At 64.7% G+C, this 18,535-nt stretch carries 5 protein-coding genes; 3 read left to right on the top strand and 2 right to left on the bottom strand.

Annotation, left to right across the window (positions count from 1 at the left end; genetic code table 11):
• Positions 1-285 precede the first annotated feature (285 nt).
• A complete protein-coding gene (locus tag BM026_RS12620; protein ID WP_071491274.1) occupies positions 286-762 on the bottom strand; it encodes an Lrp/AsnC family transcriptional regulator in 477 nt (158 codons plus the stop codon).
• Positions 763-921: 159 nt separating this feature from the next.
• Between BM026_RS12620 and BM026_RS12625 the strand changes: the two genes are divergently transcribed.
• From BM026_RS12625 to BM026_RS12635, 3 genes are all read left to right on the top strand, one after another.
• Positions 922-2,709 carry a tyrosinase family protein gene (locus tag BM026_RS12625; RefSeq protein WP_093528779.1) on the top strand — a complete coding sequence of 596 codons (1,788 nt, stop codon included), beginning with the start codon at positions 922-924 and terminating at the stop codon, positions 2,707-2,709.
• Positions 2,706-4,439, top strand: a complete 1,734-nt coding sequence (locus BM026_RS12630; protein ID WP_093528782.1) for a hypothetical protein — start codon at positions 2,706-2,708, stop codon at positions 4,437-4,439. The genes BM026_RS12625 and BM026_RS12630 overlap by 4 nt, the downstream gene beginning before the upstream one ends.
• A 67-nt stretch (positions 4,440-4,506) precedes the next feature.
• Positions 4,507-6,096 carry a hypothetical protein gene (locus BM026_RS12635; RefSeq protein WP_092245879.1) on the top strand — a complete coding sequence of 530 codons (1,590 nt, stop codon included), beginning with the start codon at positions 4,507-4,509 and terminating at the stop codon, positions 6,094-6,096.
• 67 nt (positions 6,097-6,163) lie between these two features.
• On the opposite strand, the gene BM026_RS12640 is transcribed toward BM026_RS12635, so the two are convergent.
• Positions 6,164-18,406: a filamentous haemagglutinin family protein gene (locus BM026_RS12640; protein ID WP_093528786.1), complete on the bottom strand. Its 12,243-nt coding sequence runs from the start codon at positions 18,404-18,406 to the stop codon at positions 6,164-6,166.
• Positions 18,407-18,535 lie beyond the last annotated feature (129 nt).

The following is an 18,535-nucleotide window of genomic DNA, read 5'->3' on the forward strand; positions in this document are numbered from 1 at the left end:
AGCCAACTCATCAGTGACTGACCCACTGCCATCGGGGGCAAGCCCCCTCCCACACTTTGACCGAGTACCGGCCATACAATCCGGTCGGCTCTAAGGCCGCCGCGCTCTTGCTTTTGATCTGGGATCGCCCCGTCAAACACGCTGGCCGAACCTAGGCGAGGTGCCGAGTGTTGGGGTGAAGGCCTTTTGCTTACTTTTGGCTGGGCCGGCTTCCGGCCTTTCCAAAAGTGAGCCGCTGTAAGAGCGGAACCATAAGTAGCCGTTACCGAAGAAACGGATATGTACTCAACTCCGAGAACAAAACCCAACCCCCTGCAACGGCAACTCATAAGACTTCTTAACCGTCCTAACCACCAACGTAGAAGAATAAGTCCGAATCGGAATATCCCGATAAGTCTCCAGAAACCGATAGATATACTCGGTGTACTCCGCAGCATCCCGAAACTTCGCCACCATCACAAAATCAAACTCCCCCGTCATCAGGTAACAATCCTGAATCTCCGGATGAGTCGAAAGGATGTGCTGCATCTTGCGGTCAATATCCTGGCTATCCCTGTCCAGCTTGATCAGGAAAAACGCCGTCACCTGAATACCCAATTTGCGTTCATCCAGCACCGCTACCTTGGCCTTGATGATCCCCACGCTCTCCATGCGGCGAATCCGCCGATAACAACTGGTGGAAGACAGCCCCACGCTGTCGCTCAACAACTCCAGGCTCTGGTCGCAATCCTTCTGCAACTTGCCCAGGATCTTCAAATCCATGGCGTCTGTCATCGGTTCCGAATCGTCCTTGAAAAAATGCAATGAATACGTCGCAAAGACGGGCCAATTTGCACAAATCCTGCGCAGTGGCTAGTTAACATCGTTCCAGCTTAGCAGCCCGGCCAACACCTGGCCTGAAGGCGGCATGAGAGGGATCTTATGATAGTCGCGAAACCGACATGGACCGGTGATATCAAGGCGCTGTTCAGCGCCCCCTACTGGATACCCGCCCCCCAGCGCGCCGCCGTCGCCGCCACCTGGGTCGGTTGCATGAACGCCTACGAGGTGTTCCTGGAAGACCCGGCCTCGGTCAAGACCTGGTCGCAAACCATCTACCAGCACCTGGCCTCGCGCAACATGCCGCTGACCACCGATCAGCAACAGTTCTGGCCGATGGATGCCCTGGAAACCTTCCGCCTTTGGGTCAACCAGGGTTGGCGCCTGGACAGCATCTCGCCGTTTGACCTGGCCGAGCGCATTCCGCCACCGGCATTGCCACACCCGGTCAAGCGTGTGCGCCAGGACATCCGCTCCCTGAGCGCCGAAGCACTGAACCTGTACCGCGCCAAGCTGGATGACGTAATGCACATCGGCGACCCCGACAGCGGCTCGCCCTGGCAGCGCTATGCCTACATCCACACCAACTGGTGCCTGCATTACCAGGAAGCCTTCGCCCTGTGGCACCGCGCTTACCTGCTGTACCTGGAAGCGCTGATCGACTGCGCGATCCCCTACTGGGACTGGATGGCCGCAGACGCCAGTGTCGACGGCAGCCCCCAGGCCGGCTTGCCCCAGGCGTTCCTCGATGAAACCTACGTGCACCCGCATACCGGTGAGGTGCGGCGTAACCCGTTGCGTTATGCGGCGGCCAAGGATGGCTGCTCCAAGGTCTGCGCCACCGCGCCGGTCGAAGGTGTCGACTGCCTGTACGTGCAGCGCAATCCGCTGTTCTACACCCAGGGCGAAGACTTTCGGTTCGAGCGCACCCAACTGTATGGCATGAGCCGGATCTTCCAGCAGCAGGTGGTCGATGCGCTGGCGTTCACCACCTTCAGCCAGCCCCAGGGTGTGCCAGGCTATCCGTGGGCCAACATCACGGCCTTCGACCCGCCGCAACCGGACAACCTCTACCCCAACCGTGCGCTGAATTTCGACGGGCTCTACGAGCAGCCCCACGACAACTATCACGGCTGGATCGGCGGCGACATGGCCGACAACGCCTACACCGCCTTCGACCCGGTGTTCTGCTCCTATCACGCCAACATCGACCGCATGCTGGAGGTCTGGATCCGCGCCAACCCGGCGGCGCAGTACACCACCCAATGCCTGTTGCAACCCTTCGCCGGGCATCAGGCCGATGACGTGACCTTCACCAGCGCCGACGCCTGGCGCTACACCACCCTCGGCGACATGGCCCAGGACAGCCGGCACATCGGCTACGACTATGGCACGCCAGTCGCCCCGCAGTTCGGCGCGGCCAAGGCAGCGTGCTGCCGTCAGTCGCAGGCGGCAGGCAGCGGTCCGTGGGTGGTGTTCGACCATGTGCGCTGCACCCACGACACCTACCTGATCGACGTCTTCCTCAACCAGCCCGACGCCACCGCGCAACACGCCCGCGCCGATAACCCGCATTACGTCGGGCGCTTCAGCCGCATCGGCATGGGCCTGGTCGACGACAAGGGCCGCTGCGTCACCCAGGGCGTGTCGCGGGCGCTGAACGCTGCGCGCAATGCCCGGGTACTCAAGCTCAAACCGACCGACACAGCGCAGTTATCGCTGGTCGTGACCCACTCCGATAGTGGCCAGGTATTGACGGCCGATGCATACGCGCCGCTGCCTGGCTTTATCGCCGAACTGGTGTGGGACGACCCGCGCCAAACCTCTGCCGGCCCCGCTCCGGGCGCCGGTTGCTGCTCCACCAACACTGATGCTGGAGAACCGACATGAGCACACCCTTCACCCAATTCACCTCCCCCGCCGAACAAGCGCCCAAGGACTACAACAAGCTGGGCCTGGAGGACCAGCTGCCGACGTTCGAAACCGACTGGAACAACAACGTCACCGGCTGGACCCAGATGTCGATCATCGGCAACCCCTGGTCCAACCTCAACGATGCACCGCGCTCGGGCTATTACAACCCGCTGGAGAGCGGCTACGGCACGCTGACGCCAAAGACCATCACCTGGCAGCCCTTCCCCAATCGGCTGTGGACGTTTTTCTATAACGAGGGCGCTGCCGTGGTCCCGCAACTGGGCGGCAAGGCCATGACCCTGGACCAGGTGATGCAACTGACCGACCACGGCCAGATCACCCTCAACGACACCCTCTATTCGCTGTACCCGGACCCCAAGGCCACCCAATTGCAGATCCCCAGCGTGCTGTGCAAATCCATCAACTGGAACGGCCCCTACGCCGACTTTTCGCCCTCGGGCCCACGGGGCTGGCTGGACGAATACTGCGAATGGTCGATCACCCGCGACCCCGACGGCAACATGCGCAGCATCATGTTCACCAGCGAGAACCCGGCGTATTTCCTGACCATGTGGAACATCGACCCGGGTGCCGTGCTGGGCCTGTACCAGGCGTATGTCGACCCGCAGGTGAAACTCGAAGACCTGTACCTGCGCTACACCGCCGACGGCCCGACCGGCAAGGCCGGCGAACCGGTACTCGACCCCACCACCGGCCAGCCCGCCTACGACACCGTGAACAAATGGAATAGCGGCACCGTGCGCATACCGGGCGTGTCGGGCGGCGCGATGCACCTGACTTCCGGCCCCAATACCCTGAGTGCCGAGATCTACCTGGCGGCGGCGGCCACCATCCTGCGGCCACTCACCAGCAGCCAGAACCAGCAGAGCCTGATCTGCTGCGCGCAATACGGGCAGAACTACCGCAACTCCGACCCGCATATCGGGTTCTCCGCGAACCAGGCGGCGGTCAACAACCTGATCTCGTTGACCAACCCTATCGGCCTGTACCTGCAGCAACCCAAGTCCTTCAGCACCTGGAAAGGCCCGCAAGGCCAGGATGTCAGCAGCTACTGGCGCGTTACCCGTGGCACCGCCGGCACCGGCCCGAACAACTCCGACCAGATTCTCCAGGCGGTCTTCGAGGTGCCGGCCAGCGCGGGGTTCTCGATCAATGAGATCACCATCAACGGCACGCCGATCGACTACGTGTGGGTGATCGCCAACGAACTGAACGTGGCCCTCAGCGTGACCCCTGCGCCGCTCACGGCCCAGCCCAAGGAGTGTGCCTGCGTGGCGGCCAACACCACCGATGCGCAACCCTGGCCCGTGCAGTTGCTGCCGATTGACCTGTTCTACGGCCAATCCCCCAGCGACTTGCCGGCCAGCTTTGCCCCCGGCAGCTCAGGCCAGTTCGTATTGGTGGTACAAGGCGCCGACCCGAACACCGCGGCGGCGGATGCACGGGTGCAGTTCTCCAACCCGGGCATCACGGCCCAGGTCACGCAGTTCCTGCCGGATGCCTCGGCGATTCCCGGCCAGACCGACGGCGGCGGCACCCAGGGCTACATCATGACCATCACCGTCAGCAGCAACGCGGCGCCGGGGCTGGTCAGTGTGCGTGCGCTGAACCCCAGCGAAGCGGCCAACCCGAGTGCCTCCGAGCACCCCTGGGAAAGCGGCCTGGCCCTGGTGCCCAGCGCCTGAGTGCCTCCCGGCCGCCCATGCCTGGCCTGGGCGGCCGCCCCTTGAGTCTTGAGCAAGGAATGCGATCATGAACGGATGGCTTCGCCCGCTGCGCCGGGCACGCTTGCGTATTGCCTGCGCAATCACCTGCACCCTTCTCCCACTGCTGGCCCCCACACCGGCCAATGCCGCCTCGGACGCCCAGAGCTGCGTCAGCCAGCTGGTGTTCGATCCCACCAGCGGCGGCTTCCTGCCGGTGAACAATTTCGGCACCGAGCAGGCTTTTCTCAATTGTTTCGGCTGGCAGTTGTTCATCGCCATGAACTGGCCGGTCAATCCCGGCTGGCCGGCCAACCCAAGCCTGGCCGGTGAGCCGGACACCCAAAGCAGCGCGGCCCAGTTCGGCGTGCCGCCAACCCCCGGCCAACCGATGAGCAATGCCCCGGTGTGGGCCAGCTACAAGGATGCCAGCGAAATCTTCCTGCCCGGCGCGGCCAAGCCGTCCGGCTGGGGCGTGGAAACCCTGGTGCCGTCCCATTGCACCGCCACCGGCAACCTCAAGGCGTTTGCCACGGGGGCGCGTAAATTCATCACCGCCACCTCGGAAAGCGCGATCAACCGCAAGCACCGCTTCCACCTGTCCAGCGGCACCCAGGTGACCCTGCCGGATTCGATCATGGAAGCGTCCGGCGGCTGGCTCACGGACCAGTCGGGCAACCTGGTGTTTTTCGAGCGCAAGGTGGGCAAGGCCGAGTTCGACTACATCGTCGACAACGGTTTGTACGACGCCGCCAACCAGCTGATCGTGGCGCAAAACAGCGACAACCGACACCCCGCCGGCCTGTCACTGCCGGCCGGCAAGCCGGTGCGCGAGCTGCCGGCCAAGGCGCTGCCCCAGGAGGAACTGGGTGCCCTGGAACTCAAGGCGGCCTGGCGCGTGCTCACCAACAAGCCCGACCTGTACGGGCGCTACCTGACCACCGTGGCCTGGCTGCAACGCCCGGACACGCTGCAATGCACCCAGGAAGTGATAGGCCTGGTAGGGCTGCATATCATCAACAAGACCCAGACCCAGCCGAACTTCATCTGGACCACCTTCGAGCAGATCGACAACGTGCCCGATGGCGGCGCCGCCCCACCCCAGGGCTACAGCTTCAACAACCCCGAGTGCACCGGCAATGCCTGCGCGCCAAACGTCGCCCGCGTGCAGTGCGACGCCACCCACACGCCGCCCGACTGCACGCCCCTGGACCAGCCGGTGCAGGCCACCCGGCTCAACGCCACGCCCCAGGACATGCAGGCGCTGAACACGGCGGTGCAGCAGACCTTCGCCCAGCAGACCCAGGGCCAGTCGGTGTTCCAGTACTACAAACTGGTGAACGTGCTGTGGTCCAAGACGCCCAACGCCCCCAACGATCCAGGCCCTGGGCCGAACGTGAAGGTGCCGCTGTCCTATGGGCCGTTTGTCAGCGACCAGAGTGTCGTGGTCGCCAACACTACGATGGAAACCTACGTGCAGACAGACAACTGCAATGACTGCCACCAGTACGCGGCGATTGCCGGCAAATCCGGGCTGGCGTCGGACTTCTCGTTCCTGTTCGGCAATGCCGACTCGGCGAAAAATACGCGGCTGATCAAACGCATCGAGTCGTTCAAGACCCTCAAGGACAACCCGTAACCGGCGCAAAAAAAGGGGCGATCATTGATCGCCCCGAACGGTACATCGAGAGGTCCCTTCCAAAGCCTTACAAACTGATCTGCTTGCGCTCCTCATCCGTCAGCCGCGCTCGCGCCTGTTCGCTCAGCGGCCCGGCGCCCAGCACCTGCACCGGGCTGTTGGGGTTGTAGCCGGAGGTTTTCTGCGCCGGCGCAGGCTCCTGCGGCAACGGTTCGGTGCCCAGGCTCAACACTTCCACGGTCATGATCGACGGCCTGCCCTGTTTGGCGGCCGCCTGCTGGCTGCGCGCCGCGTCTTGCGCGGCCTGGGACGCCGCCGCACCGGCCGCGCTGGCCGACGTCATGGCGTTGGTGTTGACCGCAGCAGACACCGGCACCCCGGACGACTTGCCCTGGCTCTGGATATTCGCCGCGTTCACCACGCGCAAGGCGGCAATGTTGACGTTGCCGGACACACGAATGCCCGCCTCGCCGGCATCGATGGTGCCCAGCGGTGCGATCAGGTCGATGTCCCCCGCCGGCACTTCCGGGATCGGGTTGAGCGTGGCGATCCCCGCACCGGTACTCGGCACCGACGGCGACAGGCCGACGTTGCCCCAGTTGTCATACACACGCTTGGGCGGCGTGTACACCACGGTGGTCTTGGAACCGCGCCCGGCGTTGATGTCGCCTTCGCTGGTCCAGCCCATGATCGAGCCGCCGAAGGTGGTCATGATGCGGCTCTGGCCCAGCAGGATGCTGCCCAGGGAATACAGCTGGATATCCCCCGCGCCCTGGGTGATCACCCCCGCCGTCGACGGTGGCGCCGCGCCTTCGATACCGAAGGTCTGGCTGCCGCCCGGCGTGAGCATCTGGATGGAACCCCCGAAGTTGGTGTGCACACCCGCGCCACCGAACATCGTGATGTCGCCTTTGTAGGTGATCGGGTTGCCGGCCACGTCCTTGTCCGGGAACAGCGCCGCAATCGCCGCGCGGCCACGCAGGTAGCTGCCCTGGCGCACGCTGCCAGCGGTGTTGTACTCACGGCCGGCGGCCTTGAGCTCGGCGAAGTACACGTCGCGGGCGAACACCCGTTGTTGCTCGGCGGGGAGCGCCGCGTAGTAAGTGCGGGCCTGTTCGGCGTCTCCGGTAAACCCGAAGCGCTCGACCAGCCAGGCGAGCAATTCACTCTCGTAGGTCTTGGCGACCTTGCTGCCCTGGATCGACTCACCCGGCAGCGCCAGGTTGGCGGGGTTCAAGTAAGCCTCGACAAACCGACGGTAGTCCGGCCCCTTGGGCCCGACACCGGCTTGCAGGGCGATGCTGGCACCCGCTCGGTTGTCGCCGGCCGCCACGGCGCCCAGACTGTTCACGCCCACCTGATCGTCCATCTGGATAGTGCGCCCGGCCGTCAGCTCAAGGGTCCCGGGGCCCGCGACATTGAAACTGCTGTAGAGGATGTCGCGCCCGGCGCTGGCAATGGAGATATCAGTCGCCCCCGTGTGCACGAACAGGTTACCGGTGAACGTGTATTCACCGGTGCTCACGTCCCCGCCAAGGGCACCATTCAAGCGGGTGCCGCTGCTGACGATATCGCGCCCGGCGAGCATCCAGACCGGGCCTGCACCTTCGTAGTAGGTCTGACCGAAGCGTGGATCGTTTGCCCCATAGAGACTGAGCGCCCGTCCACTGTTGACCCCCAGCAGGTCACCGCTGAGCGCATAGAAACGCGCCGGTTCCAAGGCGCCGCCCCATGCCATGCTCGCGGTGTCAGGGCCAAACGCGAACAGCGGGTGAAGCCCCAGGCGTGCGATGTTGCCATCACTGGAAAGATTGCCGCTGCCTGCGACCGGCAAGCTGTTGATGAAGCCCAGGAACGCCGGACGCTGGATCGTCGCCAGGCTTTGCGGACTTGCGCTGGAACGGCTGATGGTCAAGTCGCCGCCGTAGATCGAATCGCCCGCCAGCAATTCCAGTTGACCGTTGGCCGACGGTGCCAGCACCAGCGCCTGCAATGGCTGCGGCACATTCGGGTTACTCGTCGACGCACGGCCGTAGTACAGGCTGCCGCTGGCGGCGACCGCACGCAATGTGGCGGGGTAGACCGCCGCCATATCGGTTTCCAGCGTCTGGGTCAGTGGTGTGAGGTTACCGCCGGAGGAGAACAGATCGACTGCCGTACGGTCGGTCCACAGGCTGAACCAGCTCTGTCCTACCCCGTTGACGCCTTCCTTTGCGTAGGCCAAGGCATTCATCTGCGGTACGCGGCCTGGATCGGCGACATCCTGGAGGACCAGGTCGCCCCGGGTAGCCAGGCTGAAGGTCGAATCCCCTGGCAGCAGGCTCAAGCCGCCGGCCGCCATGGCCGAGGTGGAGCGCAGCGGGTCGTAGGCGCGCACTTCGCTGGGGCTCTGGTCCCTGGACTGGTTGCCGTAACGCAAGGTCAGGCTGCCCAGGCTGCCGCCCGTCACCTGTACGTGGCCGCGCAGGTTCACCAACGAGCCATTGAGGTGATCGACGGTGACATGACTGGCGGGGTTCAGCGCATCGCCCACCCGCAGGTTCAAGTCGCCACCACCGCTCAGTTGCACACTGCCATCGGCCGCGACCCGCCCTGTACCGCCGACCGCCAGAACGAGGCCTTGGCTGCGTGGGCTGACGTTCTGGGCGGTTGACGGCAGCGCACTGATGATTCCCGCATTGCCCCCCACATCAACCGTGAGGTTGCCGCCACCCAGGGTGCCGAACCCGGTAAAACCGACCATCTGGTCCGAACGCACGTTAGCAACGTAAGAACCGAAATTAATCCACCAGGCGGTCGCTTGTGCCTGGCTACCCTCCAGGTTATTACCCTGTCGCCACAGCCAATTGCCGACATTGGCTGAATCCAGCCCCAGGTCGACAGGCACAGGACGCGCAACGCCATTCTGCGCAGGGCTGGTGATATTGCCTGTCAGGTCGCCCCCCACTTTGACCAGCACATTGCCGCCCGTGTCCGGGTACCAGGCGCGGTACAGGCTGTCGGGGCCACCGTTGACCCACTTTTCGTTACCGCCGACGTTACCCAGGACCTTGCCATTGCCGCCAAGGGCACGCTTGAGGTTATACGGGTCGCCAGCCGAGGTGCCCGTGGAGGAGCTGCCGGCGGTGTAGACACCGTACAACGACTCCATGCTCAGGTTGCCGGCTGCCAGCAAATCCAAGTCCGCAGCGCCGGTGCGGATCACACTGAAACGCGTACTGCCGCCCGCCAGCAAGGTGTAGGCATCGCCCTCGGACGAGCAGTATTCCGGCATATCGTCACAAATGCCGGGGTAGGCGTAGCCATCATTCACATCGATGGGCTTGCCCACCATGCTGTTGTCGCCATAGACATCCAAAGAGCCCTGCTCGGTCCAGACCAGCGCACCCTGCCCGTACATCCCATAGTGACTGTCGGCCAACCGAAGGTTGCCGGTGACCGGGTGCGGTTGCAGCAGGCGACTGTCCGCCGCGCCGGTGTCCGCGCCGGCCAACAGCCGAATCGACCACGCTTGCGAGCCTTCCTCCAGCATCGGCGCAATCGCCCAGTTCTTGCCCTGGCGACCGGCATCGGCGACACGCAGCTGTACCGACGCCGCACCGTCCGGCAACTTGACATCGGTACCCGACGGCAACAGCGCGCCACGGGGCAAGACTTTACTGCCTGCCAGCTTGAGGCTGGTAGCCAAAGGCACTCCCTTGGGCCAGATCAGCCCGTTGACGTTGGCCGCACTGCCCAACAAGGTGCCGGCGTCCAGCGTGCTGCCGGCGGCGAGGGTCTGGCTCTGAACCAGCAGCGTGCCCGCAGCGAACAGCACATTGCCCGATGCGTCCCGCACGTCGGCGGCCAACACCGTCCCGGCAGGCAGCACCAAGGACTGGCTGAGCGTTGCCGCGACGGGCAACCGCGTGCCAGCAGGCAGGAACAGCGGCTGCGTCGGCACATCGAAATTGAGCGTCACGCCGCCTGGAAACAGGGTGCCATCCGCCAGGGTCACACCACTGCCCGGCACCACCACCGTGCCGCCGGTGTAGTCGATACCTGCCCGCAGGACCCAGCCATTGTCATCATCGGTTTGCGGCGGCGGCGCAAAGCCGTCGTTGATGCTGCCGTAGATATTCAAGTCGCCACCGGCGCGCAGGGTCAGGCTGCCGGCCTCGGTAGGTTGGGTCGACTTGAGGCTGGCGTAGCGATAGCCGGACAAATCCAGGTCGCCCTGTACCACCAGGTCGCCGTCGGGCGTCTTGCTGATAATCTCCACACCAGGCCGCAGGTGGAAAACATCGCCGTAGGTGGCGTTATTCAGGCCTGCCAGTTTGTTCTGCAGCAGGTTGGTATTGCCGAGCGCAGCATTGATGAACGCCGTGCTCAGTGCGTGCTTGCCGTCGAGGTAGGCTTGGTCGATCGCCTGGTACGGACGTCCGTTCGGGGTGGCATCGGTCCTGGTCGGGGCATCGTCGTAGGTGACCATGCCATTGAGCGCGATGGAACGTGCGCCGGTGATGGTCAGGCGCCCACTGGCATCGATGGCAATGTCATTGCCGCCCAGACGGGGCGCGTTGAGCTCCAGGGTGCCGAGACTGCGTCCGTCATTACCGGCCCCTGCCCCCGTGCCATGGCGCAGGTCGATGCGCACGCCATCGGCCAGGGTCAACTGGCCCTGGCCGGAGCCGAGCACAACGGTGGCGCGGTTCGGCGCGTCGATGACCTTGCCATAACTGTCCACGCGCACTTGCGTGCCATGGGCATCGAGCACCGCCGTACCGTCCAGGACCAGGCCGTTCCTGGCGGCCAGGTTGATGCTGCCGACGCGCTCGCCGCTGGCGTCTACCAGGCCGGTAACGCGCAGGCTGCCATTGTCTAGCGAAACGTTGACGCTGTTGGCCTTCACATCGCTGCCGATGATCAGATCGCCTTGCTTGAGCTGAAAGCTGCGCGAGCCATACACCTGGCCTTGATTGAGGCGTTGATTGAGGGCGGCGAACTGTTCATTCAATGTGCCGCTTGTGCCCAGCCGCTGGGCCTGGATCTCCACCGCGCCCGCCAGGTAAGGCACCCGCGTACCGCCGGCATCGTAGTCGCCGCTGCTGCCAGCGACGATCCTGCCCGCCAGGTCGACGGTGCCCGCCGCGCCCTCTACGGCCACCACCCGCAGCCGGCCCGCCTGGTTGTGCTGCGCCGACAGGTCGATGGTCGAACCGACCGCCTGCAGCACGTTGCCCGCACGGCTTTCCAGCAGGACCTCGCCGCCAGCGCTGTATTTAGTCAGGTCGTTGAAAGCAATGGCCCGGCCGGCCACATCGATCAATGCCGCATCAGTCAACACCACGTCGCCACGGGCGCCCAGGGTGAGCTTGCCGCTGGGCAATACCACCGCGCTGGCCAGGCGGATGCTGTCGCCCTGCAAAGACAACTCGCCGCCAATGCCCTTCGCCTCGCCCACCGGACCCGCCGAGGCGCGCACATTAATCGCGCCACCGGCTGTGATCCGGTTGACTGAGCCGGCTTCACCGCTCATCAACGGTGTGAGGATATTCAGGTTGCCGCCGTTGTAGGCAAAGCCCTTGATCGCGTCATAGGCGCCCTGACGCTGATACACCGAGAGGCTGCCCTTATGGTTGGCGGTGATGCGCTGGCTGGCGTTCAGGTTGACGTTGGCAAAGCCCAGGGCCAGGCGGTCAAAGGACTGGGTGGTGCTTGGCTGGGCAAAATCCCCATAGCCGAACTCGATGCGCTCGGCATGGATATCCAGGCGCCCGCTGCCGCTGCCGGCACCGTCAGTCACTGCCGCTACGGGCGGTGTCGCGGCCCCCTGCCAGATCAGGTTGGCGGTACGGATGGTGGCTACATCGTTGGCGCCGCCCGCACCATAAATAGCCGGCGTGGACAGCATCAGGTTGCTCAGCATCGACTTGCCAGTCGCCGAGTCATAAGTGTCCAGGGTCGTGGTGCCATAGAAGTTGAAGCTGTCGCGTGCCGACAGTTGCAGGGTTTCCAGGGCCGGCGCGCCAAATTGAGTGTCCCCCCGCAGCAGGCGCTCCAGGACTTGCTGGGTGAGGGTCATGCCCGCCGGCAGGCGATTGCCGGCAGCGGCGGCGGCCAAGGCTTCGGGGCTGCCGACGTTGATGCTGGATACGCCCAGGTTCAGGTGACGGGTGCCATAACGCACGTCCGCCCCCATCTGCAGGGTGCTGTCGGTCAAGGCAACGAGTGTGCCTTCGGAATACAAAGCGGTCTGGCCGCTGCACAGCGTGCCAGTGCAAGCCCCCAGCTCGATCCCGCCGCTGGTCACACCTGCCATCGGCGTTGCTGCGACCACGTTGAGCAGGCCGTTGGACACCGCCAGCATATTGGGCATGTTGTACACAAAGCCGTCACGTGCGTCATAACTGGCCTTGCCGCGACCGATGGTGTTGATCGAGGCCCCCTGTTCGACGGTTACCTTGCCGGTAGAGGACACCAGCAACACTTCCGGCGCCGCCAGGTTCGCGCCTTCGCGCAGGTTGATGTTGCTCAAGGCTCCGTTGGCCAGGTTGATGTAGTTGCCGCCCTGACCGTAGGTCACCACGGTCAGGCCACCGATCAACAGACGCGCCGCGCCGAGCGCGTTGAGGCTCTCGGCCTCGACGCTGATGCCGCTGAAACCCGGGGTTGCGCCCTTGCCTGCCGCGACGATCTCAATGTCCTTGCCCGTGCTCCTGTTGCCATTGGTCAACGCCACGGTGCCACCGTAACCGCCGTCGGCGGCCTCGAAGCGACCGATACCCTTGAACGAAAAGGCATTGGCACCCGCCCCCGGGCTGAGGTTCAGTTGCAGGGTCTTGGCATCCACCGGCAACAGCGCACGCGGCACCCCGAGGCGGGCCGCGTCGGCCACGGCGAATTGCGCATAACGGGTCTCGTTGTATTGGGAATATCGGCGCAGGGTGTCGGCGGCGGTGAGGATCACCTGGCTCGCCGTACTGTTGCCGATGCCGGTATTGGCGATGGACAAGCGCCCCGCAGTGGACCATGAGCCGTTGCGCAGCAACTGGGTCGTGCCTTCGCTGCCGAGCCCCGCCAAGCCGTTGATTTCCAGGCGGAAGGCCCCCGGCATCAGGGCATAAGTGGACGGCATCAAGGTGTAGGTGCCCGCTGTCAGCCCCGGCACACCGGCACCGATCGTGATCTGCTGGCCAATCAACGGGTCGGTCGCCCCGCCCTCCGGCCCCACCGGGGCATAGCCCGGTTGCGCGCCCGGCACAATCGCGTAGACCGGGTTGGTGCCCAGCCCCGGCAACACAAAACCGCCGGTTGCCCCGAATTGCACCAGGGGGTTGTAGCGCGCATCGGTAGATCCGCCGCGCCCGGAAATAAACCCGGCCCCAAGCAGCTCGCCGCCACCGGAAAGGTCCACGGTAGCGTCAGGCTGCACCACCACCGATTCGCCACCCAGGACCATCCCGACATTCAGGCTGCCGTTCGCGTTAGGCAACGCCCCCTGCCCAAGGAACGTCACAGTCTTGCCGTTGTATTTGTAGACCTGGCCGTCTACCGTGCCGCCGTAGGGCAACACCAGTCCCTTGCCACTCACCGAGGTCAGGCTGCCGGGCAGCAACTCGACGCGGCTGGCCCCGAGGTTGCCGATTTCGATCAGGCCCAGGGGCGCACGCACCACCCCGCCCTGCTTGATCGTCGGGCCGCCCAGTTGCAAGCGGCCAAACGCCGAGTACGGCATGGCGGCATCAGCAGTCCCCGTGCGCGCGATCGTCAAGGTACGGGTCGGGTCGTACTTGAAGCCAGAGAAGGCATCGATAAAACCGGCCAGCACCCGTGCGCCAACGTCCGTCGCCGGGTACAACTGCGCGGCGCGCAGCGTCATATCGCCTTTGGTCATCAACTGAGTACTGATGCCCTGCGCGATCACGTCCGCCCCGGCACCGGCCAGGAAGCGCAGGTCACCCTGGCTGCTCAACTGCACATCATCGAAGCCACGGCGATCGATGCTCTGCTTGCTGGCATCGCTCAGCGTCAGGTCACTCTGGTTGCCGAACAGCACATTGCCGCGCACGTCGATCAGATTGCCACTGGCCTGGAACAGCGCCTGGCTGGCACGTTGCGACAGGTTGGACGCCAGCACCGGATGCAGGTACTGGTCCTTGCTGGGGTCCAGCGGCGCAAGGATGCCGGCCAGCAGCAGATAAGGCGCAGACAGGTTGATGCGAGCGTTGGCGGCGGCGTTTTCGGCAAGGCCCATGGCGCCGCTGTACAGGCGCAGGCTTTGCCCCATGTTCAGCGACACATCTCCGTCGAAGCTCAACACGCCGTTGCTGAGCAAGGCCAGGTTATCAAAGCCGCCGGTGGTGACCTGGTCCACACCGAGGCGGCCATGGCCGTACTCGAGGGTGTCCGGGAGGGGGCTGGCTTGATGGGACTGGCTGAGCACCAGTTCACGCACCTTGAGCATCGGGTCGGTGACCGCCGCCTTGAGGTAGTAAGGCGTTTCCAGTGCCAGCGATAAACTGCCGCCCGCCGCCGCGGCACCGCCGGCCCGGGCGACCAAGCTGCCATCCAGATACAGGCCATTGTTGGACGCAACGCTGATGCTGCCGCCATTGCTGGCCACCTGCACCCGGCCCTGGCCCGGAATGTCGAGCATCGCCTGGGCACCGGAAGCGTCCAGGCGCGCGCCGTCGCGCACCACCACAAACAGGTCGCTGGCCTTGGCAATGCCGGTGGCCAGGTCAATTTCGCCGCCGAGGCTGATCCTGCCACCCTGGCCGACCTGGCCGTAGAGGCGCCCGCGATTGTCCGCGGCACTGATCGCACGGGCTGCCACATCGATCACCGCGTGGTCGCCGACCCAGATCGAGCGGTTATGCCCGGCGGCATTGGCCACCTCGGAACCGACAGCGGTCAGGCCTCCCAGATTGACGCTGCCGCCCCAGGCATTGAGCGTGCCGTTGACCGTCAACTGGCCGACGCTGCGCAGGTTGATGCTCTGGCCCGGGTCGACGTTGATCACCGCGCCCCGGCCCACTGTCAGGGCCGTGGTAGCCAGTTCGGCCGCCGTGGATTCCTGCCGACCGGCAGTCAGGGTCAGGCTGGCGCCACGGCGCTGGGTCAGCACGCCTTTAGCAGCGTCTTGCTGATACAGCGCAGGGGTCCAGCGCTCCAATACCGTGGCAGGGTCGCCTCCCGTTGGCGCAGCGGACGTCTGCTCGCCAAGGCGATACACCGGCGTGGTGACATCCACCTGGGTGCCGTCAGTGACCAGCAGGCCCTCGTTGCCGGTGATGTCATAGGCCGAGAAGCCCTTGTTGAAGAAGTCTTGCGCCAGTTGCACGGTGCCGGCGTCAGGCGCCCCGGTGCTGTTGCCGATCTGTACCTTGCGGGCCTGCAACGCCAGGGTGCCGCCGCCATTGACACCATAACCGCGAATCTCGCCCTCCAGCCCCAGGCTGCCCAGTGCCCCCAAGGTCACGTCACCGCCCTTGCCGCCGATGAGCTTGCCATCCACGCCGAGCGTGGCGCCGGAAGACGCCTCCACCACGCTGCCTGACGCCAGGTTCAGGTTGCCGGTGCTGCGCAGCGACACCTTGCCGCCGTTCACATAGGCCACGCCTTCACCAAGGCTCGGGTCCAGCGCCAGGTTGTTCCAGCGCCCGGCGGCGTCCAGCTTGACGCCGGTCGCCACATCGACCCGTCCGCTGCCCGCGAGGATCACATCGCCGACGGTGTTGCCCGCGTTGAGGTTGACCTGAGTGAGGATGTTGCCCGCGTTGATACTGCCCCCCCGGGCGGTGAGATTGGCGTTGATATCGACCCCCGGCCCGAACAAGGTGATGTCGCCGCCGTCTGCCACCTTGAGCGCACCATTCACCGTGATCTGCTGCTTGGCGCCCACCTTGATCGCGCCCAGTTGGTAACCGTTGAGCGGGTCGCTGTCGAGCACCATCTGGCCCTGGCGATCGGCTGGCAGCGCCGTGGTGAGGTCCAGGCCATCGGCGATTTTCCGGGTATTGCTATCGATCAGCACCTGGTCGGCGGTGCCGCTCAGGGCATAGCGCAGCGTGCCGGTGGTCTTGTTGTAGATCGGAATGTACTGGCCGATGATCAACTGCGCCCGCTGGGCCATGGCCTTCTTGGATTGCTGGTAGCCATCGAGGTTGATGTTGGGCGCCTGGGTCTGCCGATCGCCCTGGAACACATCACTGATCAACTGACCTTCCAACACCGCACTGGTGGTGCCGACCACCAGTTTGCCGGCGTCGCGGCCTACGGTGTAGCCGGCCTCGTAGCGGCGTTGCGGCGCGATCAGCGGGTTGTAGTAATACTCGGTCTGGCCCCAGCGCGCGCTGGTGTCTTCATAGCCCTTGTAGAACCCCGAATAGAGAATGTCGCCGGGCGCCTTGGACAATTCATACAAGCGGCCATTGGGCCCCTTGAGCCAGGTCTGCTGGATGTAACCGGCCTGCACGTCCACGGTGCCGCCGGACAGGTTGATCTGCGCGCCCGTCTGAGTGACCACATCCTTGCCGGTAAAGGTCACCGTGCCGCCCTGGGCCATCCATTCGCCGACCGAATGTCCTTGAGTACCGAGGTAACCGCCCACTTCCAGCAAGCCGCCGGCGGTGTACCAGCGATCCGTCGCGTAACCGTTGGTGCCTGCCGGTACAAACACCAGCTCGCGCAGGTCGACCCACACATCGTTGTTGATCAGTTGCCCGCCGTCACGGTTCACCGGAGCATCGCGCTGCTCGTTACCCTGCACGTTGATCTTGATCGTGTTGGATGCCATCGACACCTTGACGCCGACCGCGCCTGAGACGTCGATCATCGCGCCATCGCGCACCAGGCTGCGCCCGGTAGCGCTGACCGCCACCTGGCCGCCGGTGGCCAGGGTGATCGAACCCTTCTGGAAGTCCACGGAGCCACCGCTGACGATCTCGACGCGTGATTGGTCGGTACGGTCAGCCACGGCGCTGAGGTGGTTGAACCGGCCGGTGATCAGGTTGGCGGGTGTTCCGTCGAGTTTGACCAGCCCGTTGTCTTTCTGGCTGTTGAGGGCGGTGCTGCCACTGGCGTCCAGCAAGATCGCGGTGATGCTGCCCTCGCCCAGGGTCACGCTACCGGTGCTGTCGCTGGCAGCGTTGAGCAGATGAATCGTGCCGCGAGTGTCCACCGAGGTGCTGGCCAGCGCCACGCCGTTTTGCTGCACCTGGTGGCCGGTGAGGGTGATATCGCCGGTGGAGGCCATGATCAGGCCGCTGTTGGTGACTTTACCTGCGCTGCTGCCAGGGTTGAGGCTGGTCGCCACCTCATTGCCACGCGTGGTGGAGCGGTCGTTGCCCGTGGTGCCGACACCCTTGCGGATGTAGAAACTGTCGCCGGCGGCCAGGGTGGTCTGGCCCTTGGCGGTGATGACGGTGCCGGCGTTTTCCACTTCGGTACCGAGCAGCAAGGCATAGCCGCCGGCGTCGGTGGAGGTGGCCGGATTGTGGGTCTGGATCAACGCACCGCGCTGCACCTGAACCTTGCCTGCCGCATCGGTGAAGGTCGGCTGGGTGCCGTTGGCATCGACGTAGAGGCCGCGTTGGGTGAACTGCTCGTCGGTGATGTTCGCGGCGGCCGCCACCAGGTTGCGCACGTTGACCTGGCTGGTGCCGCCGAACACCACGCCGTTGCGGTTCATGATCATCACCGTACCGGCGCCATTGATCTGGCCCTGGATCTCACTGGGGCGCGCATTGGGATCGTTGACGCGGTTGAGCACCGCCCAACTGGCCTGCTGCTGGAAGTCCACGGTGGTGTTGCGCCCGACGTTGAACGTCTCCCAGTTGAGGATCGCCTTGTCGGCGGTCTGCTCGATGGTCACCGTGGTCTTGCCGCCGGACTGGCTCTGGGTCGGGTTCTTGGCGTGGGTCCAACCCTGGGTCAGGCTGTTGTCGACCTGCAGGCCGCCCTTGCCCAGGCCATCGGGAATCGCCGAGACCTGACCGAACGCCGCCTGGCGCCCTGCCGCTTGCGCGGCCTGCTGGGCCGCAATGGCCGCGACACTGGTGTTCAAGGTACTGATGGAGCGCGCCAACTGCTGCTTGACCCGCGCCTGCTGGTTCAATGAAGGAATCCCCGGCACCTGGCCGGCACCGGTACGCGCTGCCGTGGCCGCCTGGGACGCGCCCTTGTCGGCAAACCAGCCGGAACTGAACGCCGTGGCTGCCTGGGCGTTACCCGCCACCATCAATAAGGCAATGGCATGGGCCAAAGGCTTGAGACAAAGAACGGTCTCGGGGGCTTTCAGGTTGACCGGCGATTTGCAGCGGACCATCGGGAATCTTCCTTCTTTGTTATTACGCAGGGAGCAGGACAGGCTCACGTATGAGGATTAGGCGGTTGGCGAGGGACACGACTGAACTTCTGTCATGCAAAGTTCACATGACGCTGTCGGCGCGGCGGT

It is taken from the genome of Pseudomonas sp. NFPP24 (assembly GCF_900112095.1).
GTDB lineage: Bacteria > Pseudomonadota > Gammaproteobacteria > Pseudomonadales > Pseudomonadaceae > Aquipseudomonas > Aquipseudomonas extremorientalis.

Bases quoted from the DNA above. Each gene is read 5' to 3' on its own strand.
- BM026_RS12620 (WP_071491274.1), bottom strand. From the start codon at position 762: ATGGATTTGAAGATCCTGGGCAAGTTGCAGAAGGATTGCGACCAGAGC.
- BM026_RS12625 (WP_093528779.1), top strand. From the start codon at position 922: ATGATAGTCGCGAAACCGACATGGACCGGTGATATCAAGGCGCTGTTC.
- BM026_RS12630 (WP_093528782.1), top strand. From the start codon at position 2,706: ATGAGCACACCCTTCACCCAATTCACCTCCCCCGCCGAACAAGCGCCC.
- BM026_RS12635 (WP_092245879.1), top strand. From the start codon at position 4,507: ATGAACGGATGGCTTCGCCCGCTGCGCCGGGCACGCTTGCGTATTGCC.
- BM026_RS12640 (WP_093528786.1), bottom strand. From the start codon at position 18,406: ATGGTCCGCTGCAAATCGCCGGTCAACCTGAAAGCCCCCGAGACCGTT.